Source organism: Lysobacter sp. Soil_N_51, from assembly GCF_057655755.1.
Window position 1 is genome coordinate 193,651 of the sequence record NZ_JBDGLR010000007.1, and the last position, 23,750, is coordinate 217,400.

A 23,750-nucleotide genomic window follows, 5' to 3' on the forward strand; every position below is an offset into this window, starting at 1 on the left:
TACGATCCAACCCCATAAACCCCCGACCGCATCCCGCATGAGCATCGCCGCCTCCGAGCTGACCCTGGGCCTGTTGGCCGGCGGCCGCGCGTCGCGGCTCGGCGGCCTCGACAAGGCCTGGTTGCAGCGCGACGGCGTCGCCCAGGTGCTGCGCCTGTCGCGCCTGTACGCGCCACAGGTCGCGCGGGTGCTGGTCAGCGCCAATCGCGATCTGCCGCGCTATGCCGCCGCCGGATTGAACGCGTTCGCCGACGCGACGCCCGACCTGGGCCCGCTCGGCGGCCTCGACGCGCTGGCCTCGGGCTGTACTACGCCGTGGCTGTTCACCGTGCCGGTGGATGCGGTGACTCTCGACGAGCATCTGTTGCCGGCGCTGATCGCCGCGCAGAGCGGGCAGGGCGCCTACGCGATCGACGACGACGGCGTGCAGCCGCTGTTCGCGCTGTGGCCGCTGGCGTCGTTGCGGCATGCATTGAGCGAGGCCTTGCTGCAACGGCGCCTGGCCGTGCGCGCGTTGCAGGCGCAGTTGGGCATGGTCGGCTTGCGCCTGGATGGCCTACGCTTCGGCAATCTCAATACGCCCGACGATCTGGCTGCGGCCGGGTTTCAGGTCGACGGTCAAGCCGATCCGGAGCGCTCCGATCCGCCGCCGAATCGGCACTGAGCCGGTACTGCTCGCGGCGAGCGCATTTCCGTCAATCCACATGTTTTCGATGAGTCCCCAGCCCATGAGCGATTTCCCCACCGGCCTGCTGTTCGACGACGCCATGGCGATCGTCGCCGAGGTCGCCGCCGCGCATCGGCTCGCCACCGAGTCCTTGTCGCTGCCGCGCTGCCACGGCCGGGTGCTGGCGCGCGATATCGACGCGCCGCTGTCGCTGCCGCCGTTCGACAACAGCGCGATGGACGGGTTCGCCCTGCGTCACGCCGATCTCGACGGCGACGACACCGCGCTGGCCCTGGTCGGCGAACAATTCGCCGGTCTCGCCGCGGGCTTGAACCTGGGCGCCGGGCAATGCGTGCGCATCACCACCGGCGCGCCGTTGCCGGCCGGCGCCGACACCGTGGCGATCAAGGAAAACGTGCGCATCGACGGCGATCGCGTATGGGTGCCGGCGACCGCGCTCGGCCAGAACGTGCGCTATGCCGGCGAAGACGTGCGCGAAGGCGAGCGCGTGCTGCGCGCCGGGCAGGTGCTCACGCCCGCGCGGGTGTCGTTGGCGGCGTCGCTGGGCCTGGCCTCGCTGGAAGTGCGGCGCAAACCCACGGTCGCGGTGTTCACCAGCGGCGATGAACTGGTCGAACCGGGCATGCCGCTGGCGCGGGGGCAGATCTACGACAGCAATCGCGATCTGCTGATGGGGTTGCTGCGCGCCGACGGTCTGGAGCCGACCGCGTGGCCGCGCCTGCCCGACGATCCCAAGCAGGTCGAAATCGCGCTGCGCGATGCGGCCTGCGCGTTCGATCTGGTGTTCACCTGCGGCGCGGTGTCGGCCGGTGAGAAGGATCACATCCCCGCGGTGCTCGGCGAATTCGGCGCGATCCATTTTTGGAAAGTGAAGATGCGCCCGGGCATGCCGCTGTTGTTCGGCAGCATGGACCAGGCGCGCATGCTGGGTTTGCCGGGCAATCCGGTGTCGGTGATGGCGACCTATCTCAGCTTCGGCCGCGCCCTGATCGACGGGCTGCAAGGCCGCGCCGAAGCGCGCCCGGTGTGGCGCGCGCGGCTGGTCGGATCGATCGAGAAAACCCATCCGCGGCGCGAATTCATCCGCGCGCGCCTGCTCAGCGACGCCGACGGGGTGTTGCGGGTCGATCCCAATCCGGCCACCGGCTCGCACCGCCTGCGCGCGGCGGCCGATTCCGATGCGCTGATGGTGGTGCCGGAAGGGCCGCAGCGGTTGGAAGAGGGGACGGTGATGGAGGTTTTGCCTTATTCATTGGGGTGAGTGGGTTGGCGCTTGCCCTCACCCCAACCCTCTCTGCTCTGCACTTCCTACGGTCGCCGCAAGCGGGAGAGGGAGGCCTGCCTGCGTCGGCGTTTGCGGCTTCTCTCCAGACGTTTGCCTACGCGGGCGTTCGAAGCCCCTCTCCCGCTTGCGGGAGAGGGTTGGGGTGAGGGCCCACGACGCAACACAGCATCGCGCCCCGCGCCCGCCAGCATCGCCGCAACCGGCGATAATCCGCCCATGAGCATCGAACAACTGTCCCCCGCGCAAGCGCGCGCACGCCAGCAAGCCGGCGCGATCCTGATCGACGTGCGCGAGCCGCACGAACGCGCCGCCGGCCAGGCCGAGCACGCGCTGGGCATCGTCAAGGACGCGCTGGAAGCCGACCCGCAAGCGCATCTGCCGGACCGCGACGCAGCCATCGTGCTGATCTGCCAATCCGGCGCGCGTTCGCTGCGCGCCGCGCAGGCCTTGCTCGATGCTGGTTACGCCCGGGTCGCCTCGGTCGAAGGCGGCACCGCGCGCTGGATCACCGAAGGCCTGCCGCTCGCGGTGCTGGAGCAGTCCGACGAACAACGCGACTTCTACGACCGCTATTCGCGCCACCTGCGCCTGCCCGAAGTCGGTGAAGCCGGCCAGCGCAAGCTGCAGGCCGCGCGTGTGGCGATGGTCGGCGCGGGCGGGCTGGGTTCGCCAGCCGCGTTCTACCTGGCCGCGGCCGGGGTCGGCACCCTGGTGCTGGCCGACGACGACGTGGTCGATCGCAGCAATCTGCAACGGCAGATCCTGCACACCGAAGACCGGATCGGCGTGGCTAAGGTCGAATCGGCGCGGATCGCATTGAACGCGCTCAACCCGCGGGTGCGGGTGGAGACGTTCGCCGAGCGGATCAGTTCCGACAACGTCGAGCGCCTGATCGCCGACGCCGACGTGGTGTTCGACGGCGCTGACAATTTTCCGGTGCGTTATCTGCTCAACGACGCCTGCGTGAAACTGGCCAAGCCGCTGGTGTACGGCGCGATCCACCGTTTCGAAGGCCAGGTCAGCGTGTTCGATGCTGGCCGTCATCGCGGCCAGTGCCCGTGCTACCGCTGCCTGTTTCCGGAACCGCCGCCGCCGGAAGCCGCGCCCAACTGCGCCGAGGCCGGCGTACTCGGCGTGTTGCCCGGCGTGGTCGGCCTGATCCAGGCGACCGAAGTGGTCAAGCTGATCCTCGGCCTGGGCGAATCGCTGGCCGGTCGCTTGCTGCATTTCGACGCATTGGCGATGCGCTTCCGCGAAACCCGGCTGCGGCCCGATCCCGATTGCCCGGTGTGCGCGGCCGATCGCGCGTTCCCCGGTTACATCGACTACCAGGCGTTCTGCGCTTCGAGCTAGGAGTGAGTGGAGAGGAGTGAGGAGTGAGTAAGAGCTGGGTCACGGCGAACGTCGCTCTTACTCACTCCTCACTCCTCTGAACTCATTCCTGGCTCCTCAGTCCGCCGCGATCGCCTCGATCTCCACCATCCAGCCTTCCTCGTACAACTCGGCGATCACCACCGTCAGCGCCGGCGAATGCTCGCCCAGCACTTCATGGCGGATTTCGTAATTGCGCTTGCGCATGCGCCGGTCGGTCAGAAACGTGGTGACCTTGACCAGATTGCTGAAATCCATCCCGGCCGCTTCGAGCTGGCGCTCGACGTTGGCCCAGGCGCGGCGGCATTGGCCGTCGAAATCCTTGGGCAGGATGCAGGCATCGCATTGCGGCAACTGGCCGCTGATGAACAACAGGCGCTTGAAACCGGTGATCTGGTGCGCCTGCGAGTAAGACACTTCGGTGGGATGGATCACTTGGCGTTCCATGTCGCACCTCGGGTTGATGGATCAGTGGATGAAATCCCTCAAAGCCTGACCGTACTGCGGGTACTGGCCGATGTTGTGATGATCGGCGCCGTTCAACTGGATCACGTCCAATCCCTGTGGACGCGTTTGCAACGAGTGGATCAGACGCTGGGTGTTGGCCGGCGGGATCACGTCGTCGGCGCTCGCGCGCACGACCAGGATCGGGCCGAAATAACCGCGCAGATGCGCGACCGAATCGTAGCGGTCGCGGACCAGCCAGCGCGTCGGCAGCCAGTTGTAATGCGCCTGCGCGGTTTCGCTGAGGCTGTCGAACGGGGTCACCAACGCCAGGCGCTCGACCGGGCGCTGGCCGGCGACATAACTGGCCACGCCGCTGCCGAGGCTGCGGCCGATCACCGCGATGGGTTGCTTGGGATGCTCGCGCGCGACCTGGTCGAACATCGCCAGTGCGTCGGCGAACAGCTTGGCTTCCTCGGGCTGGCCCTCGCTGGCGCCGAAGCCGCGGTAGGACACCAGGTAGATGGTGCGATCGGGGAACCACTGCGCCAGCGACTCGCGCATGTTCTCGATGCGTTCGGCGTTACCGCCGAAATAGATCAGGGCCTTTTCGCGGCCCGCGTTGAGCCGCCAGCCGCGCAGCACCACGTCGCCGCGATCGACCGCGTAATCGGTCATGTCCGAGCCAAGACGGGTGTTCTGCGGGAAATACATCAGCTCGCGCTGCTTGAAGTACAGCCAGCCGCAGATGCTGAGATAACCGGCCGCGGCGACGCCGGCGAGCACGGTGACGGATTGGAGCAGACGGGGGTTGCGAGCCATCGATGCGAAAGCCTTCCTTGCGGGGCGGGGGAGCGCCGACTGCGGTCGCACAAACCGTGTGCCGCAGTGCGTTGTTGCGACGATAACCCGCGGCGGTGCCGTCTCGCCAGCGCTGGCGCGATCACACCGTTTGCACGGAAGATGGCTAGGCTGGAAACAGGCGGGCTCATCGGGGTCGTGCCGAGAAACCCTGCGGCCGCCCAGCATCGCGGCCGCATCGCCACCCGGAGATCGCCGATGTACCGCTGCGCTTTGTTGGTTTTGCTGAGTCTGTCGGCAACGTTGTGGCCACTGCGGCCCGCGCTCGCCGCCGACGCCTGTCCCACATTGCGCGACCAGGGCGCGGCCGCGGACGCGGCCACCCGCATCGCGGTGGCGGCCTGCACCGAGAACCTGCTGTGGTTCCGCCCCTTCATCGACACCCAGGGCCGGCTCGCCAGCGCGGTGGTCAGCGAAGCGGAGACCTCGCGCCTGCAGGACGGCGCCACCGAAACCTGGCGCCGCACCGCCAGTTATTGGCGCGACACCGGCCTGCTTCAGCGCATGAGCGGTTTCGCCGGCGCCGAGCAATGCTTCGACCCTTACGGCAGCGGTTATTCGGCGGTGGCCTGCCGCGCTTTCCTGATCGACAACCCGTGGTCGGCGGCGTTCATTTCCTACGTGATCATGAAAGCGTCAGTGCCCGGGTTCCGGCCGTCGGCGAGTCATTACGACTACGTGCGCGACGCGTATCGCAGCGCCGATCAAAGCCCGTTCCAGTTCCTCGATCCGGCCAGCGCGACCGCTTCGCCCGGCGATCTGCTGTGCGCGGTGCGTTCGAGCAATCGGGTCTACGGCTTCCAGGGCCTGAGCGCCGCGCTCGACGCCAACAGCGGCTCGCTCAACATGCATTGCGACGTGGTCGTCGCGGTCAATCCCGGCAACGACGGCAAGGCCTATCTGATCGGCGGCAACGTCCAGCAGGGCGCGACCATGCGACTGATGGCGGTCAACCGCAACGGCCAGTTCTGGCCGCTGCCGCTGCGCAGCGAAACCCAGGTCGAGTGTTCGCCCGACACCGCCTCGGCCTGCGACATGAACAAGCTCGACTGGGCGGTGCTGCTCAAGCTCAAGTCCGAATCCGCCTTGGCCCAGCTCGCGCCGCCGACGCCGCTGTTCGCCCCGCAGGCCGCGCCGGCGTCGCTGCAGCCGTCGGGCTGTTGCGTGCAGTGCGTGGTGGGATCGGGCGTGCCGCGTTGTCCGAATCCGAATACGCCGGGGGTTCGGCCGGAGCAGAACTGAGTCGCGCTTCTTCGATCGCCCCTGTAGGAGCGGCGCGAGCCGCGACCGCGACATCGCAACCACGGCGTCGGTTTCGTCGTAGCCGCGATGTCGCGGTCGCGGCTTACGCCGCTCCTACAGGGAGATACCCACTACCGCTCAGCCGTGCTGTTTCTGCGCCGCCTCGAACGCGGCCAACTGCTCCGGCGTCGCCTCGCGCTGGAACTGCGCCTTCCACTGCGCGAACGGCATGCCGTAGATCGCTTCGCGCGCTTCGTCCTTGCTCATGTCGATGCCGCGCGCCTGCGCCGCGTCGCGGTACCAGTCGCCCAGGCAATTGCGGCAGAAGCCGGCCAGGATCATCAGGTCGATGTTCTGCACGTCGCTGCGCTCGTGCATGAGGTGGGCGAGCAGGCGGCGGAACGCGGCGGCCTGGATCGCGATGGTGTCGTGGTCTTGCGGCGTGGGATCGACGGGCGGGGCGGGATGGTTCATGGCGGTGTCTCGTTCGGACTTGGAAGGGCGGAATGGCGGTGCGGTGGCCGCGAACGACGCCGGCCGGCGCCGATTCGGCGGCGCGGTGGCGAAATTCGCGCGAAAGAATGGGGGATAATGCGCGGCCCCGACTCTAGCGCAGCGCCGACGACCCCGCATGACGCCTTCTTCGCACCCGGCCCGCATCCTCGACGGCAAGCGCATCGCCGAGGACCTGCTCGACAACCTCAAGGCCCAGGTCGACGCGCGCGTCGCCGCCGGCCTGTCGCGGCCCGGTCTGGCGGTGGTGCTGGTCGGCAACGATCCGGCCTCCAGCGTGTACGTGCGCAACAAGCGCCGCGCCGCGCAGAAGGTCGGCATCCGCGCGATCGACTACGACCTGCCGGCCGACACCGGCGACGAGCAACTGCTGGCGCTGATCGACCGCCTCAATGCCGATCCCGAGGTCCACGGCATCCTGGTGCAGCTGCCGCTGCCCGACCGCCGCGACGCCACCGCGCTGATCCACCGCATCGACCCGAAGAAGGACGTCGACGGCTTCCATCCCGAGAACGTCGGCCATCTGGTGCTGCGCCAGTTCGGCCTGCGTCCGTGCACGCCGCGCGGCATCACCACCTTGCTGGGCTACACCGACCGGCCGGTGCGCGGGCAGAGCGCGACCGTGGTCGGGGTCAGCAACCACGTCGGCCGGCCGATGGCGCTGGAGCTGCTGATCGCCGGCTGCACCGTCACCAGCTGCCACAAGTTCACCCCGCCTGAGGTCCTGGAGGCCTCGGTGCGCGGCGCCGACATTCTGGTAGTCGCCGCCGGCCGCCCGAGCCTGATCCCGGGCGAATGGGTCAAGCCCGGCGCGGTGGTGATCGACGTGGGCATCAACCGCCTGGACGACGGCCGCCTGGTCGGCGACATCGGCTTCGACGCCGCCGCTCAGCGCGCCAGCTGGATCACCCCGGTCCCGGGTGGGGTGGGGCCGATGACGGTGGCGACGTTGATGCAGAACACGCTGGAGGCGGCGGAGGCGGGGGATCGGGGTTGAGGAAGCATTGATCCGGCCGCTTTCGCTTTTTTGCTCGTCATTCCCGCGAACGCGGGAATCCAGTGACTTTAGCCGGTACTTTCCCAGTCGGCGTTCGATCGGGCCTCAAGCGTTCTCGCTTGAAAGACACTGGATTCCCGCGTTCGCGGGAATGACGGACTGGAAGAATGGCGCTGAAGTCTCTGGATTCCTGCCTTCGCGGGAATGACGAGCAAAAAAGTGCGCGGATGAGGCCCCGGCCGCTGGCGGCCCGCTCAGCCAAAGCCCGGCTAAACCCCCCGCCAAACCCCGCCAGCAGAACGCCCCTTTCCGCCCTTAACCCCAGCGCCGGCCCCCCGGTTCGGGTTAGAATGGCGCGCTTCATCCTCCCGGGCCCGCCCATGCTGCGCATCCAGGCTGAAGCGCTTACTTACGACGATGTGTCTCTCGTCCCCGCGCATTCGATCGTCCTGCCTAAGGACGTAAACCTCTCCACCCGCCTGACCCGCGACCTGTCGATCCGTCTGCCGATCCTGTCGGCCGCGATGGACACCGTCAGCGAGGCCCGCCTTGCGATCGCACTGGCACAGCTGGGTGGCATCAGCATCATCCACAAGAACATGAGCCTGGAAGCCCAGGCCGCGCAGGTCGCCAAGGTCAAGAAGTTCGAGGCCGGGGTGATCCGCGAACCGTTCACCGTGGGGCCGGAAACCACCATCGGCGAAGTGCTCAAGCTGACCCGCGCGCGCAACATCTCCGGCGTGCCGGTGGTCGACGGCGGCCAGCTGGTCGGCATCGTCACCAGCCGCGACATGCGCTTTGAGACCAAGCTCGACGATCCGGTCCGCCACATCATGACCAAGCGCGATCGCCTGATCACCGTGCACGAAGGCGCCAGCGACGACGAAGTGCTGCAGCTGCTGCACAAGCACCGCATCGAAAAGATCCTGGTGGTCAACGACGGCTTCGAGCTGCGCGGCCTGATCACGGTCAAGGACATCCAGAAGAAGACCGACAACCCCAACGCCGCCAAGGACAGCGCCGAGCGCTTGCTGGTGGGCGCGGCGGTCGGCGTCGGCGGCGATACCGAAGCGCGCGTGGAAGCCCTCGCCGCGGCGGGCGTCGACGTGGTCGTGGTCGATACCGCGCACGGCCATTCGCAGGGCGTGCTCGATCGCGTGCAATGGGTCAAGAAGCGCTTCCCGCAGTTGCAGGTGATCGGCGGCAACATCGTCACCGGCGAAGCGGCGTTGGCGTTGATGGATCACGGCGCGGACGCGGTCAAGGTCGGCGTCGGTCCGGGTTCGATCTGCACCACCCGCGTCGTCGCCGGTGTCGGCGTGCCGCAGGTGACTGCGGTGGCGATGGTCGCCGAAGCCTTGAAGGATCGCATTCCGCTGATCGCCGACGGCGGCATCCGCTATTCGGGCGACATCGGCAAGGCGCTGGTCGCGGGCGCATCGACGGTGATGGTCGGCGGCCTGTTCGCCGGCACCGAGGAAGCGCCGGGTGAAATCGAACTGTTCCAGGGCCGCAGCTACAAGAGCTACCGCGGCATGGGCAGCCTGGGCGCGATGGAGCAGGGCTCGAAAGACCGCTATTTCCAGGACGCCTCCGACGCCGACAAGCTCGTGCCCGAGGGCATCGAAGGCCGCGTGCCGTATCGCGGTTCGCTAGGCGGCGTGGTCCACCAACTCGCCGGCGGTCTGCGCGCGACGATGGGCTACGTGGGCTGCGCGACCATCGAGGAGATGCGCAAGAAGCCGAGCTTCGTGCGCATCACCAACGCCGGCGCGCGAGAGAGCCATGTCCACGATGTGCAGATCACCAAGGAACCGCCGAATTATCGGGCGGGCTGAAATCCAGGAATGAGTGAAGAGGAGTGAGGAACGAGTGTCCCGCTCCTCTTCGACCATTCCGACCGCGCTTTTGCTTTCTCTATTTCCTCACTCCTCTCACTCGTTACTGGTTCCATGACCGATATCCATAGCGACAAGATCCTGATCCTCGACTTCGGCGCGCAATACACGCAGCTGATCGCGCGACGCATCCGCGAACTGGGCGTGTACTGCGAGATATGGGCCTGGGACCACGATCCGGCCGAAATCGCCGCGTACGGCGCCAAGGGCATCATCCTGTCGGGCGGCCCCGAGTCGACCACCGAGCACGGTTCGCCGCGCGCGCCGCAGCAGGTGTTCGACGCCGGCCTGCCGATCCTGGGCATCTGCTACGGCATGCAGACCATGGCCAAGCAGCTCGGAGGCGAAACCGAAGCGGCCGATCAACGCGAGTTCGGTCACGCCGAAGTGTCGCTGGTCGCGCACGACCGCTTGTTCGATGGCTTGAAAGATCATCCCGGTTCGCCGCCGCGCCTGGACGTGTGGATGAGCCACGGCGATCACGTGTCGAAGGCGCCGGACGGTTTCGTCGTCACCGCCAAGACCGACCGCATCCCGGTCGCCGCGTTCGCCGACGACGCGCGCCGCTGGTACGGCGTGCAGTTCCATCCCGAAGTCACCCACACCAAGCAGGGCCAGACCCTGCTGCGCCGCTTCGTGGTCGACATCTGCGGTTGCCAGACCTTGTGGACCGCCGCGCACATCATCGACGACCAGATCGCGCGCGTGCGCGAGCAGGTCGGCAGCGACGAGGTCATCCTCGGCCTGTCCGGCGGCGTGGATTCGTCCGTGGTCGCAGCGCTGCTGCACAAGGCGATCGGCGATCAGCTGACCTGCGTATTCGTCGACACCGGCCTGTTGCGCTTCAACGAAGGCGACCAGGTGATGGCGATGTTCGCCGAGCACATGGGCGTCAAGGTCGTGCGCGTCAACGCCGCCGACCGTTACTTCGAAAAACTCGCCGGCGTCAGCGACCCGGAAGCCAAGCGCAAGATCATCGGCAACCTGTTCGTCGAGATCTTCGACGAAGAATCGCAGAAGCTCGCCAACGCCAAGTGGTTGGCGCAGGGCACGATCTACCCGGACGTGATCGAGTCCGCCGGCAGCAAGACCGGCAAGGCCCACGTCATCAAGAGCCACCACAACGTCGGCGGCCTGCCCGAGCACATGAAGCTCGGCCTGGTCGAACCGCTGCGCGAATTGTTCAAGGACGAAGTGCGGCGCCTGGGCGTCGAACTCGGCCTGCCGCGCGAAATGGTCTACCGCCACCCGTTCCCGGGCCCGGGCCTGGGCGTGCGCATCCTCGGCGAAGTGAAGCGCGAATACGCCGACCTGCTCGCGCAGGCCGATCACATCTACATCGACGAACTGCGCAAGGCCGGTCTGTACGACAAGACCAGCCAAGCCTTCGCAGTGTTCCTGCCGGTCAAATCGGTCGGCGTGGTCGGCGACGCGCGCGCCTACGAATGGGTAATCGCGCTGCGCGCGGTCGAGACCATCGACTTCATGACCGCGCACTGGGCGCATTTGCCGTACGACTTCCTCGGCACGGTGTCGAACCGCATCATCAACGAACTGCGCGGCGTGTCGCGGGTGGTTTACGACATCAGCGGCAAGCCGCCGGCTACGATCGAGTGGGAGTGATTTCGGCGCTCTGAGAGGTGCGGCGCATGGCCCGGTCGGGCAAGCGCGAGAGGATGGCGATCGAGCAGGTCGCCGAATACTTCGGTGCCACCCAGGAGCAGGGCGACGCGACGTCGCCCGTTGTCTATCTGCGGCTTGACGCAAAACGCATCGCCGTCCATGCCGCGGCGATCGAGCCCGCAGTCGCGGGACATGGCGACGATGCCGTGCCCCGGCTGCGCTTCGACAAGGTCGCGTTGCGTTTGATCTCGCGTTTGCAGGCCGCGCTTTCGCCGCGAGTCGCCGATGGGCAGATGGTGATGTTTGCCGTCACCGCGCCGATTCGTTTGCCGTCGAAGACCGCCGCCGAGCTGGAATCCAAGATCGACGAAGGTCTGCGACGCGGAGCCGCGCAGGTCGAAATCAGCGACACGATCTGCGGCAATCAGATCCAGGTCCGGTTCGCGAAGGGCGGCGCGAGGTCGGCCTCGAAAGCGATCGGTTTCGTGCACAACCCCGACACCGACCCGCGTGTGCTTTTCGATCTGAGCGCGGCCTTGCTCAAGCACGTCAGCGCGGCGGTCGATAAGCGCTCGCCCGAATCCTTCGTCGGCGAGCGCTGGCTCGTGATCGCCGATGAACGGGACCCCGCGTGGATCGCGACGTACCGTCACGTCTATTCGCAGCTCGGCGTTTGCAGCCAATTCAGCAAGATGCTCGTGGTGTTTGCCGGCGGGCAGGTCGAAACGCTGAACGCTTGAACACACCGCGTTTGCGCCGCCGCGGCGACGCATGCGCCGGGCTGTGACAACTGACGCGGTTCGGGCGCGCCGAGCCGGCTAGGGTTCGACTCAGTCGTCGCGCCCGTCTCGGGCGCCGCCGTCAAGGACGCAAGTATGTCCGCCACGGAATGGATCGGCAGGTTGCACGGCAGCGATTCGCGTCCACGCGATGCGTTTGTCGATGGATGGCGTGTCCGCGCCCGCGCCGCGATCGGCGATAGCCCCGATAACACCGATAGCCTCGCTTCGGCGTGCACGGCGCCCGCTGCGTTTTCCATTGCGTTCGGTGGTGCTCGCGCGCGAATGCCGGCATGCGTGCCGCATCGCCGGCGCGTGCGCGGCGCAGCCGAACCCGTTCGCGCGAACCCGCCTGTTCGACGAGCGTCCGGCGCACCCGCATTGGCCGCGGAAGGAGCCGCGGTAACCCACGCGCGACGGCGTTCGCCGTCGGCGTCCCGGGCGACTGGAGCAAGGACTGCCTCGGCCGCCTCGCCACGTTGGAGAGAACGATGATCAGGAAGTCTCGTGCCAAGTTGGTGCTTGCGTGCTTCGCGTTCGGACTGGGGCTCAGCGTCAGCCTCAGCGCGGTCGCGCGTCCGTGCTGCAGCAGTTGCGATCCGGACGATCCGGATTCGCGTTGCTGGATAATCTGCTCGCCCGGCTGCTGATGCGGTAACGCGGAAAGGGGCGGGCGACCGCCTCTTTCCGTGCGCACGTCGTTTGATCAGCGATTCGGTATCGAGGCCCGCATGCGAATCGAACGCGACTCGGCCGCGGAGTCGCGATACTCGTGCTCTTACCACCACTCGTCGCCTGCGTTGATGAGTGCGTGCGCGATGACATCGTCGCGCGCCGCGTGACCACCGCATCGCCGACCTCTCAACCTCTCCCGCGGCGAACGCGCGATCGCGCGCGCCGACGGCACGGCGTCAGGCCCCACTTCAGACCCTGGGTCATTAGGACCGCCCCTGTCCGCAAGGCGGCGTAATCTGCGCTCGAACCGGCCCACGGCCGCGCTCCCGTCCCGACGTTCGACGCCGACCATCCCCCCATCGCGATCCGCATGTCGATTCGCGCCCGCCCGGTTCGTCGTTCCAGACAAGGGCGGCCGATTCCGTGTGCCGTGCGCGGAACCTGCGCCGTCCGACTTGCCCAGGAGAGAACGCTGATGTCGAAAACTCTGCCGATCGCCGCCGCCCTGTTGGCCCTGCCGCACCTGCTGGCGGTCGCGGCGTCGCGCAACGACGCGGCGGTGGATGCCGACGGCGCCTGCTCGGCGCGGGCGCAGCGCAGCGTGGTTCCGTTCGAGCGCTGCCGCTGCATCGATCCCGTCGGCCGCGACGGTGCGCGCGGTGCCGGTGCCGGCCTGGCGATGCGCTACTACTCGCAGCGTTGAGCGCCTGAGCCCCGCGCCGGCTCAGCCCGCGGGCCAGGCCCGCAGCGCGGTGCGCAGCACGTCCCTTAACTCGGCCGCGTTCGCGCCGTCGCGGGCCTGGATCGACAGCCCCTGGACCACGGTAGCCAGGAATTTGGCCAATCGCTCGGCATCGCAATCGGCGGCCACGTCGCCTTCGCGCTGGCCGCGTTCGATGCGGGCGTGGAATCCGTTTTCGATCGAGCGGCGATGCGCGGCGATTTCCTCGCGCAAGGGCGCGGACGCGCCGACACTGCCGACCTCGGCCGCGACCAACATGCAGCCGCTGCGCTGCCCGCAGCCGGCGAAGCCGTCGCCGATGGCGTCGAACAAGCGCTCGAACGCCTCGCGCGCGCTCAATCCTGGCGCTTGCAGACTGGCGGCGTGGCGTGCGCGGAACTGCTGCAGATAGCGCTGCAGCGCTTCGCGGAACAACTGCTGCTTGCTGCCGAAGGCCGCGTACAGGCTGGGTGGAGCGATGCCCATGGCCGCGGTCAGATCGCTCAGCGATGTCGCTTCGAAGCCCTGGCGCCAGAACAACTGCATCGCGGTTTCCAGGGCCTGCTCGCGATCGAACGCGCGCGGCCGTCCGCGCAGCCGGCGCGGGGGCGTTCCGGCGGCCACATCGTCAGCTTCGAGTGGTGCCGAATCTGCAACATCGATTTCCATAGCGATCGATACTAAATTCATTGACCGGCCCGGGACAAGCGCTCAGACTCGGCCGCGGCCCTCGCCGCCGGCTGAGTTTGTCCAGCCGCCGCGGCCCGCACGGCCCTCGCCATCGTCTGTTTCCCCGCCACGCAAACAGGACCTCCCCATGAGCTTCTCGCTCTACGACATCTCGGTGCCGGCCTTCACCCGCGGCCTCGACACGCTGTCCCACCTGCTCGACAAAGGCGCCGCCTACGCCGACGAGCAGGGCATCGACCACGCGCAACTGATCGGCGGGCGCCTGGCGCCCGACATGTACAGCTTGATCGGCCAGGTGCAGTCGGCCAGCGACGCGGCCAAGTTCGGCGCCGCGCGCCTGGCCGGCATCGCCCCGCCGAGTTTCGCCGACGAGGAAACCACCCTCGACGAGTTGCGCGCGCGCATCGCCAAGACTCAGGAGTTCCTGCGCAGCGTCACCCCCGAGAGCATGGACGGCCAGGAAGAACGCGAGATCGTGATCCGCCCGGGCGGCCGCGAACTCAAGTTCGTCGCCCGCGACTACATCCGCGGCTTCGTCCTGCCGAACTTCTATTTCCACCTGAGCACGGCCTACGGGATCCTGCGCCACCAGGGCGTGCCGCTCGGCAAGCTCGACTACCTGCGCGCCAGCGCATCGCCGGCCTGAGCGTTGCCGATCGGGGCCGGCGACGGCTCCAATCAGTACGTCCCAAGCGACATCGCGGCCGCCAGCCGGCCGGAATCGCGACCCGGGTTCGGGTTCGCGGCGTCTTGTGATTTAGCATGTCGCCCTTGGCGCGCCGGAACGGGTCCGGCGCCGTCCGGGCGATCCGCACAGAGGACGTGACGTGAAAAGACTGCTGATGCTGGTGCCGCTGCTGCTGGCCGGTCTGGCGTTCTGGTACTTCGAACTGGCGCGCCGCATCGACGAGGCCGCCGTGCGCGACTACTACAACCAACAGATGCAGGCCTACTACCGCTTCGACGGCGACTGGTTCTGCACCAGCATGACCGACGACTACGAAGTCGTCGAAATCACCTACACCGGCAAGCAGCGCAAGGACGAGCGCTTGAACAAGGCCGAGTCGTGCAAGCGCACGCGCGCGACGGTCGCCGAACTGGCTGAAATCCGCGACGCCAAGATCGGCCTGCCGCTGCCATCGTGGACGATCGAGGTGAAGAACATCGAAGTCGCCGACGACCGCCACAGCGCGACCGTGCAGGCCGAAGGCCGGATGACCGTCGGCGCGCGCGATCTGGGCGTGACCAAATGGACCGAGCGGCTGATCCGTCGCAACGGCCGGGTGTTCAGCGAGCGCTCCGACTCGACCGCCTGGGTCGAAGAATGAGCGAGGACCCGGTGAACGAACAGGCATCGATCGACGAGCGCTGGATGCGTCACGCGCTGGCGCTGGCCGACCGCGCCGAGCGCGAGGACGACGAGATCCCGGTCGGCGCGGTGCTGGTCTCGGCCGACGGCGCGGTGCTCGGCGAAGGCTGGAACCGCAACATCCGCAGCCACGATCCCAGCGCGCATGCCGAGATCGTCGCCTTGCGCGAAGCCGGCAGCCGGATCGGCAATCACCGCCTGATCGGCACGACCTTGTACGTGACCCTGGAGCCGTGCGCGATGTGCGCGATGGCGATCGTGCATGCGCGGGTCGCGCGGGTGGTCTTTGGCGCGAGTGATCCCAAGACCGGCGCGGCCGGCAGCGTGTTCGATCTGCTGACCGATCCGCGCCATAACCATCGCGTCGCGGTGCAGGGCGGGGTGCTGGGCGAGGAGGCGGGCACGCGGCTGACTACGTATTTCCGGCGCAAGCGCGGCAAGCCGGTCTGATCGAACTGCCGTGGTTGGCGATAAAACGCTGGTGATGGCGCCATGGCAACGGTCGCGGCGGCCGATGGTTCGCCGCAGCGGAGCGGAAAGCATCGGGGCTGAAGTCCGTTGCGAAGCGCCTGCTCGATGCCGATGGCCGATGCCGTTTTAAGGCATCAGGCAGGCTTCCCGGGTTTGCCGCGTCTTCGCTGCGACCCGTGGCTCAACGCAGCGTGTCGAGCGCCTTGTGCGCCTCTTCGACGAATCGGCGCGACTCCTGCGGCGAGTTCAAGTACGTCGCCAAGTGCGCCACGACCTGCCTGGGGTCGTGGCGGGTCTCGAAGGCTTCCTGGCAGAGCATGCCGGCGATCGGTCCCAGATAGTTCACAGCCACCTGTTCGATCGTTTCGCGTACTCGCTTGTCCACCCGCGCCGCCGCCGGCGGCGGCTCAGGCGCGCGGGCGCTCGCCGCGGCGATCGCCGCGGTGGTTTCCGAGCGCCCGGCCAGCTCCTGTTCGAATCCGCCGAGCAGCCACTTCATCGACGCGGGATTCAAGGCCATCTTGTTGCCGTAGGACGGAATGTCGTTGGGCTGGAAACGCAGCTTCGCGGTCGACACCATCGACAAGCCTTGCACGGCCTCGTCGTTGCGCAGCATGCGGAACGTCACTTCCTTCACTTGGCCGTTGTGCAGTCGGATGATGCCCGAGTGCAGTTCCTCGGTGACGAGGAACACGAAGCCGGAGGCCTCTATCTGCACCAGCGCATTGAGTTCGCGCAGCACTTCGATCAGCGGTCGGAACTCATGGCTCATGATGTCGGATACCTGGCATCGTACGATTGGTCGGGATTCGTCGCTTCAGCCTCGCTCGCTTCGGCGTTGCTCGACTCAGCGTTGCTTGGCGAGTTTTTCCATCGCCACGCGCACGCTGTAGGACAAGCGAGAAATCGCGCGCGCAAGCTTGCCGATTTCGTCCTTCAGGTCGGCCTCGCTGATGGTGTGGTTCCACTTGCCGACGCTGAGTTCCTCGGCGACCACGGTCAGGCGCTGGATCGGACGCAATACCCGGTTCTGGATCAGGGTCCATTGCAGGCCCAGCAGCAGCGAACACACCAGCAGGCCGATGCCGCCGATCCACAACGACTGGCGCAGGATCACATGCTCCACGTCGCTCTTGGGATAAGCCGACACCAGGGTGAAGCCCCAATCGGGCACTTCCTGCCGGGTCACCACCCAGTCCGCGGGATTCTGGCTGGCGATGCGTTCGATCTCCGCCGCGTCGGTGGTGGCGCCGGTCTTGGAATGGAAACGCAACTTGCCCTTGCCGTCGAACACCGCCATGAAGCCCGACTCCAGCACCTGGCTGGCGTCGATCACCGCGTTCAACGCCTTCAGGTCGGTCTTGTAGCCGACGTACCACACGCCGATCGCGCGCTGGGTGTCGTTGCCGGCGAAGATCGGCTCGTAGCCGGTGACGTACGGCGTGCCGAGGATATCGACCACGCCGTAGAAGGCTTCGCCCTTGCGAATGAACGGAATGACCTGGCCGGTGGGATCGAGCTGGGTGCCGACGGCGCGGCTGCCGTCGTCCTTGCGCACATTGGTGGCCACGCGCACGAAGTTGTCGCCGTCGCGGGCGAACAGCGTGGCGGTGCCTTCGGCCAAGGCGGTGACACCGTCGACCAGGGCGAAGTTATTGGCCTGCGAGACGCCGCCGAGCACCAGGTCGTTGCTGTTGCGGCCACCGACGACGACGCGCCCGCCGACGCTCGGCGGGCCGAGGCGGCGGCCTTCGCTGCGCAGCAGGCGCATGGCGTCGCGGGTGCGGTCGAGCATCACCGAGCGGGTGACCGCGAACAGGCTTTGCAGCGCGTAGGTGCGGCGTTCGATCGATTGCGCGGCATCTTCGCGGACATGGCTTGCTTGAGTCATGGCCAGCGCGATGGTCAACGCGACGACAAACACCAGCACCAGCGCGAGCACAGGCAGCAGCAGGCGCACCCGCAACGAGTGAAGATTCATTGAGTTTTTCCCCTGTACCGCATTGATGAATGTGTGCGATTCGAAACGAGATGAAGCGGGTGATGCGCACGGCGCTCAAGGCGTCATGAACGCGGCCACGTTCGAAAGACGGCGACAAGATAGCGGCATCGTTTTTCGTTTCACAATCAGATGTTTGTTCAGTTCGATCGGATCGTGGACGCGGCGAAAATTTTTGCCGGCATATGTTTTATGCAATTAGAGTGGTTATAAATGCGCGCTATTTACACGTCTTTCGTGAGTAAAAGCGGCGACTGATCGCGCCAAACGCGAGCCTCGTGTCGCTCACAGATGCAGTTTTCGCGAGCGTGCGCATCGCCGATGGCCGAGCCGGCTTATGCAGGGATTGCCGTCCGGCAACGCGCCGCCTGATGGCGCTCAACAACCATGCGCCGGCCATGGACGCAGGCGGAGCGGTGCTCGCCTCTTCAACGGCCGGGGAGAGTTGGTGCTTGGCTGCCGTCTGAATGATTCCATCTGCACGGAGCCGCGGGTGCAAAAGAGTGGCCTTTGCCTTACGTCGTGGCCTCGCCGTTCGCGGTCTGAAGTTGGACTGCGCACAGTGCGGGGAGGCGGTAGCAGGATAGGTCCGTTTAGATGCGCGTTAATGCACCGATTTTGCGCAAGGAAATCTGCATCGGCGGCGATGCAGGCGAATTGAAATTTGTGATGGAGTTCTAATTTTTTTCGGGCGATGTAGGTCAACTGCGCAGGCCGCGTCGGCGGCCCGGGTCGCGCTGGTCAATCGCGCTTGCTGGTGCGTTGATCGCGATCGAACTCGCGCTTCACTTCGGCGTCGAGCATGCTCACGCTCATGCGCGCCTCGCGGCCCAGGTTGATCGAGGCCGCCAGCACCAGCAGCACGCCGCACATCGCCAGGGCGGTGGGCACGCCGGTGATCCGGTAGTCGGTGAACTGGTCGATGCCGATCGACAGGCTGGTGGCGACGAACGCGGTCATCGCGCCGTACAGCAGCTGCAGGCAGGTGAGGATCAACCGCACCCGGCGTCGGTGCAGGATGATCCGCGCCTCCAGGTAGTCGCGCGCGTGTTCGTCGATCGTGTCCTCCAGCGTCGCCAGTTGCTGGCGCATGCGATCGACCACGCGCGCGAGCCGGTTGTTGGACGAGACCAGCAACGAGGCGGTCGCGGTCAGGAAGAAGGCCGGCGTGATCATCGCCGAGACCACGGTGTAGTGGGTGCTCAGTTGCAGGGGATCGGCCATGACGGGGTCCATGTTGCGGGCGTTCGACGCATTCGGGTCGGCATGATGATGCAACGGCGCCGTGCGCGAACGCAGGTGTGTGGCGCGGATCGCCGGATCAGGGCAGCGGCGGCCGGTTGGCCCAGCGCTTCATCGCGCTGGCGTGGCCGTGATCCATTTCCTCGTTGACCGCCTCGACCGCGAGCGAGGATTCGCGCGCGAGCAGCAGGCTGGCGGCGAACATCGACAACACGCCGAACGCGGCGAGCACGGTGGGCACCACGCCGAGACGGTAGCCGAGCACCGCGTCGCCGGCGACGGTCAGGCTGGTGCCGACGAAAAAGCTGATCGCGGTGTACAGCAGCTGGCTGCCGCGCAGGATGATCCGGCTGCGCTTCTTCTGGCGCAGGATGTGGCGCTCGATCAGGTCGCGTTCCTCGGCGTCGTCGCTGTCGGCCAGTTCCTTGAGCAGCACCCGGGCGCGGTCGATCACCCGCGCCAGCCGGTTATTGGCCGACAGCAGCAGCGAAGCGGTCGCGGTCAGGAAGAACGCGGGGGCCAGCATCGCGGTCAGGATCGCGTAGTGGGCGAGGGTGGTGTTCTGGCTCATCGCGGTGGGGTCGTCGGCGGGGGCGTGGGCTATGATGCCGCGACCTGGGCACGACGGCGAGGCTATGACCGAGAAAAATGGACCCGAGCACCGGCTGATCTGGATCGATCTGGAGATGACCGGGCTGGACACCGACCGCGATTCCATCCTGGAAATCGCCACCGTCGTCACCGACGCGCAGCTCAACGTGCTGGCCGAAGGGCCGGAGCTGGCGATCGCCCATCCGCTCGAACGCCTGCAGGCGATGGACGAATGGAACCGCAACCAGCACGGTAAGTCCGGGCTGTGGAAGCGGGTGCTCGAAGCCGGCGTGCCGATGCTCGAGGCCGAGACCCGCACCGTCGACTTCCTGGCTCAGTGGGTGTCGCCGAACACCTCGCCGATCTGCGGCAATTCGATCTGTCAGGACCGCCGCTTCCTGCATCGCTGCATGCCGCGCCTGGAGCGCTACTTCCACTACCGCAACCTCGACGTCAGCACGATCAAGGAACTCGCGCGGCGCTGGGCGCCGGAGGTGCTGGCCGGACTCAGCAAGGACAGCAAACACACCGCGCTGAGCGATGTGATGGATTCGATCGCCGAGCTCAGGCATTACCGCGCGGCGATGGGCAAGCTCGGCGGCTTGGGCTGAGCGGATGGGCTTGCGAGCCATCGGTTCGCGCATCCGCGAGCGCCATGGCGCCATGCGCCACGGCCGGGCGCGGAGGCTTCAAGTCACGGTTCGATTGGCTTGAGTCGGCATCAATAGCGAAAGTCGCTGGATTCCCGCGTTCGCGGGAATGACGATCCGACAGGGCGCGGCTTCGACAAATAACGCCTTCAACACCCGCCCGTCATTCCCGCGAACGCGGGAATCCAGCGACTTTCGTACAAATCGCCAGGCGCTTGCCGCTTACGCCTTAGGCTTCGCCACCGGCTTAGGCACGTCGCCATCGTCGGCGATCGACTTGGTCAGCAACTCCGCGATCGGCCGTCCATCGGCATCGTGGTGATACACGTGCAGATCGCGCTGCGGATACGGGATGTTGAGGCCCTTGCCGATCAGCTCGTTGCGGATGCCTTCGGTGAGGTCGCTCTTGGTCCGTATCAGGTTCGCGGTCTTGACCCAGGCGCGCAGTTCCAGGTTGACGCTGCTTTCGGCCAGCGCGGTGACCAGCACTTCCGGCGCCGGATCGGGCAACACGTTCGCGTGCGCCGTGGCCAGGGCCAGCAGGGTTTCCTTGGCGGTCTTGAGATCGTCGTCGTAGCCCACGCCGACGGTAAGGTCGATGCGGCGCTTCGGGTTGGCGGTGAAATTGATGATGACCGCGGTGGTGATCAGGCTGTTGGGCAGCACGATCACCCGGTTGTCGATGGTGCGCAGGCGGGTCTGGAACACACGGATCTGCTCGACCGTGCCCTCCACGTTCGCGGCCTGCACGTAGTCGCCGGCGCGGAACGGACGCAGCACGATCAGCATCACGCCCGAAGCGATGTTGGACAGCGAGTCCTTCAGCGCCAGGCCGATCGCCAGGCCCGCGGCGCCGAGCACCGCGAGCACCGAGGTCATCGGCACGCCGACCTGCTGCAGCGCGGCGACCGCGACGATCACCACCATCGCCGCATAAGCGATGTTGCGCAGGAAGCCGCGCAGGGTGACTTCCAGGTTGGCGCGGGTCATGACCCGCTCCAACGCCCGCGACAGCCACTTGGCCACCCACAGGCCGATCAGCAGGATCGCCAGCGCGCCGAGCAGGGTCAGGCCCTTGGTCTGCGCCCAGGCGGTCAGCTTGTCGATGTCGAAGCCGGCCTCAAGTCCCAGCAGGGACTTGGGCACGACGGTCTGCGCGACGTCCTGCTTCGCCATGCCGCGCTCAGGCCTGCTTAGCCTTGGCCTTCGCCAGGCGCAGCCAGGTGTCGACCACCGTGTCGGGGTTCAGCGACACCGACTCGATGCCCTGATCCATCAGCCATTCGGCCAGATCGGGGTGATCGCTCGGGCCCTGGCCGCAGATGCCGACGTACTTGCCCTTGGCGCGCGCGGCCGAGATCGCCATCGCCAGCAGCTTCTTCACCGCCGGATCGCGTTCGTCGAACAGGTGGGCGACGATCGCCGAGTCGCGGTCCAGGCCCAGGCTGAGCTGGGTCAGGTCGTTGGAGCCGATCGAGAAGCCGTCGAAGATGTCGAGGAATTCGTCGGCCAGCAAGGCATTCGACGGCACTTCGCACATCATGATGATCTTCAGGCCGTTCTCGCCTTGCTTGAGACCGTTCTTCTCCAGCACCTCGACCACGCGGCGGCCTTCGTCGAGCGTGCGCACGAACGGGATCATGACCCAGCAATTGGTCAGGCCCATCTGCTCGCGCACCTTCAGCACCGCCTGGCATTCCAGCGCGAACGCGTCGGTGAAGCTCGGATCGACGTAACGGCTGGCGCCGCGGAAGCCGATCATCGGGTTCTCTTCATGCGGCTCGTAGCGCGAGCCGCCGATCAGGTTGGCGTATTCGTTGGACTTGAAGTCCGACAGACGCACGATCACCGGATGCGGCGCGAACGCGGCGGTGATGGTGGCGATGCCCTCGGCCAGGCGATCGACGTAGAACTGCACCGGGTCGACGTCGTAACCAGCGATCTTCTCGTCGATCTTCTTCTTGGTCGCCGCGTCCTGCGAGGCGTATTCCAGCAATGCCTTGGGATGGATGCCGATGTGGCTGGCGATGATCATTTCCAGGCGCGCCAGGCCCACGCCGGCGTGTGGCAGCATCGCGAAGTCGAACGCGCGCTCGGGGTTGGCGACGTTCATCATCACCTTGAGCGGTGCCGGCGGCATTTTTTCCAGGTCGGCGACGTGGCGCTCGAATGGCAATTCACCGTTGTAGATGAAACCGGTATCGCCTTCGGCGCAGCTGACGGTGATGACTTCGCCGTCCTTGATCGTGTCCAGCGCATTGCCGGTGCCGACGACCGCCGGCACGCCGAGTTCGCGCGCGATGATCGCCGCGTGGCAGGTGCGGCCGCCGCGATTGGTGACGATCGCGGCCGAGCGCTTCATCACCGGCTCCCAATCGGGATCGGTCATGTCGGCGACCAGCACGTCGCCGGGCTGGACCCGGCTCATGTCGTCGAGGCTGCGCACGATGCGCGCCACGCCCGAACCGATGCGCTGCCCGATCGCACGGCCTTCGCAGATCACGTCGCCGCGCTTTTCCAGCTGATAACGCTCGATCTGGGTCGCCTTGCCGCGCGACTTCACCGTTTCCGGGCGCGCCTGCACGATGAACAGCTTGCCGCTGACGCCGTCCTTCGCCCACTCGACGTCCATCGGGCGGCCGTAATGCTTTTCGATCACCAAGGCCTGCTTCGCAAGCTCGTGCACGTCGGCATCGTTGATCGAGAACTTGGAACGCAGCTCCGCCGGCGTGTCTTCGGTGCGCACGCGTTCGCCGGGCGTATCCGAATACACCATGCGCAACTGCTTGGCGCCGACGCTGCGGCGCAGGATCGCCGGCTTGCCCTGGGCCAGGGTGGGCTTGTAGACGTAGAACTCGTCCGGATTGACCGCGCCTTGCACGACCATTTCGCCCAGGCCGTAGCTGGAGGTGATGAACACCACGTCGCGGAAGCCCGATTCGGTGTCCAGGGTAAACAGCACGCCGGACGAGCCGACGTTGGAACGCACCATCAGCTGCACGCCGGCCGACAAGAACACGTCTTCGTGCTTGAAGCCGTGATGCACGCGGTAGGCGATGGCGCGGTCGTTATAGAGGCTGGCGAAGACTTCCTTGACCTTGCGCACCACGTCGTCTTCGCCGGTGACGTTCAGGAAGGTTTCCTGCTGACCGGCAAACGACGCATCGGGCAAGTCTTCGGCGGTGGCCGAGGAGCGCACCGCGACGGCCACGTCGCCGCCGCCGTTTTCGGCGCACAACTGGCGGTAGGCGGTGCGGATGTCCTGGTCCAGGTCGGGCTGCAGCGGGGCCTCGATCACCCAGCCGCGGATCTCGCCGCCGGCCTGGGTCAGCGCCGGGACGTCTTCCACGTCCAGCGTGGCCAGCTTGTCGAAGATGCGCTGGTGCAGGTTGTTATGGGCGATGAAGGCCTTGAAGGCCTCGGACGTGGTGGCGTAGCCGCCCGGGACCGAGACGCCGAGGTTGGCGAGGTTGCCGATCATCTCGCCGAGCGAGGAATTCTTGCCGCCTACGCGGGCCAGATCGTTGAGGCGCAGCGCGTGCAGCCAGAGGATGTTCTCGTTCAAGGCACACTATCTCCGAGGGGGGCGAGGACGCGTCCGACGCGGCCAAGCGGATATGATCGCCCGGGTGTCGGGTGCA

Annotated in this window: 23 protein-coding genes; 13 read left to right on the forward strand and 10 right to left on the reverse strand. The window is 66.8% G+C overall.

The genetic code is table 11. The features are described 5' to 3' along the window. The first annotated feature begins 37 nt into the window (after positions 1 to 37). The 3 genes from mobA to moeB all read left to right on the forward strand — a co-directional run bounded on the left by mobA (position 38) and on the right by moeB (position 3,326). Positions 38 to 664, forward strand: coding sequence for a molybdenum cofactor guanylyltransferase (mobA, locus tag AC3A4T_RS15075; protein ID WP_487676110.1), 627 nt, complete (start codon positions 38 to 40; stop codon positions 662 to 664). Between the two features lie 64 nt (positions 665 to 728). Further along, entirely contained in the window at positions 729 to 1,949 is a 1,221-nt protein-coding gene (locus tag AC3A4T_RS15080; RefSeq protein ID WP_487676111.1) for a molybdopterin molybdotransferase MoeA, read from the forward strand. 240 nt (positions 1,950 to 2,189) lie between these two features. Beyond that, a complete protein-coding gene (gene moeB / locus AC3A4T_RS15085) occupies positions 2,190 to 3,326 on the forward strand; it encodes a molybdopterin-synthase adenylyltransferase MoeB (RefSeq protein WP_487676112.1) in 1,137 nt (378 codons plus the stop codon). 96 nt (positions 3,327 to 3,422) lie between these two features. Here the strand turns inward: moeB and AC3A4T_RS15090 are convergent, their stop codons facing one another. Continuing rightward, a complete protein-coding gene (locus AC3A4T_RS15090) occupies positions 3,423 to 3,791 on the reverse strand; it encodes a RidA family protein (protein WP_056107809.1) in 369 nt (122 codons plus the stop codon). A 21-nt stretch (positions 3,792 to 3,812) separates the two neighbouring features. Then, entirely contained in the window at positions 3,813 to 4,610 is a 798-nt protein-coding gene (locus AC3A4T_RS15095) for an alpha/beta hydrolase (RefSeq protein ID WP_228464452.1), read from the reverse strand. A 237-nt stretch (positions 4,611 to 4,847) separates the two neighbouring features. Between AC3A4T_RS15095 and AC3A4T_RS15100 the strand changes: the two genes are divergently transcribed. Next, positions 4,848 to 5,891, forward strand: coding sequence for a DUF2272 domain-containing protein (locus AC3A4T_RS15100; protein ID WP_487676113.1), 1,044 nt, complete (start codon positions 4,848 to 4,850; stop codon positions 5,889 to 5,891). 138 nt (positions 5,892 to 6,029) lie between these two features. Here the strand turns inward: AC3A4T_RS15100 and AC3A4T_RS15105 are convergent, their stop codons facing one another. Next, entirely contained in the window at positions 6,030 to 6,365 is a 336-nt protein-coding gene (locus AC3A4T_RS15105) for a DUF1244 domain-containing protein (RefSeq protein WP_487676114.1), read from the reverse strand. A 157-nt stretch (positions 6,366 to 6,522) separates the two neighbouring features. Here AC3A4T_RS15105 and folD point away from each other — a divergent pair, with 157 nt between their 5' ends. From folD to AC3A4T_RS15130, 5 genes are all read left to right on the forward strand, one after another. Next, on the forward strand, positions 6,523 to 7,401 hold the full coding sequence (gene folD / locus AC3A4T_RS15110) for a bifunctional methylenetetrahydrofolate dehydrogenase/methenyltetrahydrofolate cyclohydrolase FolD (protein ID WP_487676115.1): 879 nt from the start codon (positions 6,523 to 6,525) through the stop codon (positions 7,399 to 7,401). Positions 7,402 to 7,781: 380 nt separating this feature from the next. Beyond that, on the forward strand, positions 7,782 to 9,239 hold the full coding sequence (gene guaB, locus AC3A4T_RS15115; protein WP_036103682.1) for an IMP dehydrogenase: 1,458 nt from the start codon (positions 7,782 to 7,784) through the stop codon (positions 9,237 to 9,239). Positions 9,240 to 9,353: 114 nt separating this feature from the next. Continuing rightward, positions 9,354 to 10,922: a glutamine-hydrolyzing GMP synthase gene (guaA, locus tag AC3A4T_RS15120; protein ID WP_487676116.1), complete on the forward strand. Its 1,569-nt coding sequence runs from the start codon at positions 9,354 to 9,356 to the stop codon at positions 10,920 to 10,922. A 26-nt stretch (positions 10,923 to 10,948) separates the two neighbouring features. After that, positions 10,949 to 11,662: a hypothetical protein gene (locus tag AC3A4T_RS15125; protein ID WP_487676117.1), complete on the forward strand. Its 714-nt coding sequence runs from the start codon at positions 10,949 to 10,951 to the stop codon at positions 11,660 to 11,662. A gap of 1,189 nt (positions 11,663 to 12,851) precedes the next feature. After that, complete coding sequence (locus tag AC3A4T_RS15130; protein ID WP_487676118.1) at positions 12,852 to 13,079, forward strand: hypothetical protein; 228 nt, start codon at positions 12,852 to 12,854, stop codon at positions 13,077 to 13,079. A 21-nt stretch (positions 13,080 to 13,100) separates the two neighbouring features. On the opposite strand, the gene AC3A4T_RS15135 is transcribed toward AC3A4T_RS15130, so the two are convergent. Next, complete coding sequence (locus tag AC3A4T_RS15135; RefSeq protein WP_487676119.1) at positions 13,101 to 13,721, reverse strand: TetR/AcrR family transcriptional regulator; 621 nt, start codon at positions 13,719 to 13,721, stop codon at positions 13,101 to 13,103. Between the two features lie 193 nt (positions 13,722 to 13,914). Here AC3A4T_RS15135 and AC3A4T_RS15140 point away from each other — a divergent pair, with 193 nt between their 5' ends. The 3 genes from AC3A4T_RS15140 to tadA all read left to right on the forward strand — a co-directional run bounded on the left by AC3A4T_RS15140 (position 13,915) and on the right by tadA (position 15,606). Then, a complete protein-coding gene (locus AC3A4T_RS15140) occupies positions 13,915 to 14,433 on the forward strand; it encodes a DUF1993 domain-containing protein (protein ID WP_487676120.1) in 519 nt (172 codons plus the stop codon). 181 nt (positions 14,434 to 14,614) lie between these two features. Next, positions 14,615 to 15,115, forward strand: coding sequence for a hypothetical protein (locus AC3A4T_RS15145; RefSeq protein ID WP_487676121.1), 501 nt, complete (start codon positions 14,615 to 14,617; stop codon positions 15,113 to 15,115). Between the two features lie 11 nt (positions 15,116 to 15,126). After that, on the forward strand, positions 15,127 to 15,606 hold the full coding sequence (tadA, locus tag AC3A4T_RS15150) for a tRNA adenosine(34) deaminase TadA (RefSeq protein ID WP_487676122.1): 480 nt from the start codon (positions 15,127 to 15,129) through the stop codon (positions 15,604 to 15,606). Positions 15,607 to 15,808: 202 nt separating this feature from the next. Here tadA and AC3A4T_RS15155 read toward each other — a convergent pair whose 3' ends face one another. The 4 genes from AC3A4T_RS15155 to AC3A4T_RS15170 all read right to left on the reverse strand — a co-directional run bounded on the left by AC3A4T_RS15155 (position 15,809) and on the right by AC3A4T_RS15170 (position 19,439). Beyond that, a complete protein-coding gene (locus AC3A4T_RS15155) occupies positions 15,809 to 16,399 on the reverse strand; it encodes a DUF8082 domain-containing protein (protein ID WP_487676123.1) in 591 nt (196 codons plus the stop codon). A gap of 75 nt (positions 16,400 to 16,474) precedes the next feature. Continuing rightward, positions 16,475 to 17,608 carry a Cache 3/Cache 2 fusion domain-containing protein gene (locus tag AC3A4T_RS15160; RefSeq protein ID WP_487676124.1) on the reverse strand — a complete coding sequence of 378 codons (1,134 nt, stop codon included), beginning with the start codon at positions 17,606 to 17,608 and terminating at the stop codon, positions 16,475 to 16,477. Positions 17,609 to 18,367: 759 nt separating this feature from the next. After that, the gene (locus AC3A4T_RS15165) at positions 18,368 to 18,850 is read right to left on the reverse strand and encodes a DUF2721 domain-containing protein (RefSeq protein ID WP_487676125.1); all 483 of its coding nucleotides are present in this window, start codon (positions 18,848 to 18,850) and stop codon (positions 18,368 to 18,370) included. Positions 18,851 to 18,947: 97 nt separating this feature from the next. Beyond that, positions 18,948 to 19,439, reverse strand: a complete 492-nt coding sequence (locus AC3A4T_RS15170) for a DUF2721 domain-containing protein (RefSeq protein WP_487676126.1) — start codon at positions 19,437 to 19,439, stop codon at positions 18,948 to 18,950. A 64-nt stretch (positions 19,440 to 19,503) separates the two neighbouring features. Between AC3A4T_RS15170 and orn the strand changes: the two genes are divergently transcribed. Continuing rightward, positions 19,504 to 20,070: an oligoribonuclease gene (gene orn / locus AC3A4T_RS15175; protein WP_487676127.1), complete on the forward strand. Its 567-nt coding sequence runs from the start codon at positions 19,504 to 19,506 to the stop codon at positions 20,068 to 20,070. A 261-nt stretch (positions 20,071 to 20,331) separates the two neighbouring features. On the opposite strand, the gene AC3A4T_RS15180 is transcribed toward orn, so the two are convergent. Both AC3A4T_RS15180 and ppsA read right to left on the reverse strand, forming a co-directional pair. Further along, positions 20,332 to 21,285 carry a mechanosensitive ion channel family protein gene (locus tag AC3A4T_RS15180; protein ID WP_487676128.1) on the reverse strand — a complete coding sequence of 318 codons (954 nt, stop codon included), beginning with the start codon at positions 21,283 to 21,285 and terminating at the stop codon, positions 20,332 to 20,334. A gap of 7 nt (positions 21,286 to 21,292) precedes the next feature. After that, positions 21,293 to 23,674 (reverse strand): phosphoenolpyruvate synthase, encoded by a 2,382-nt coding sequence (gene ppsA, locus AC3A4T_RS15185; RefSeq protein ID WP_487676129.1) that lies wholly within the window; start codon positions 23,672 to 23,674, stop codon positions 21,293 to 21,295. Positions 23,675 to 23,750: the final 76 nt, after the last annotated feature.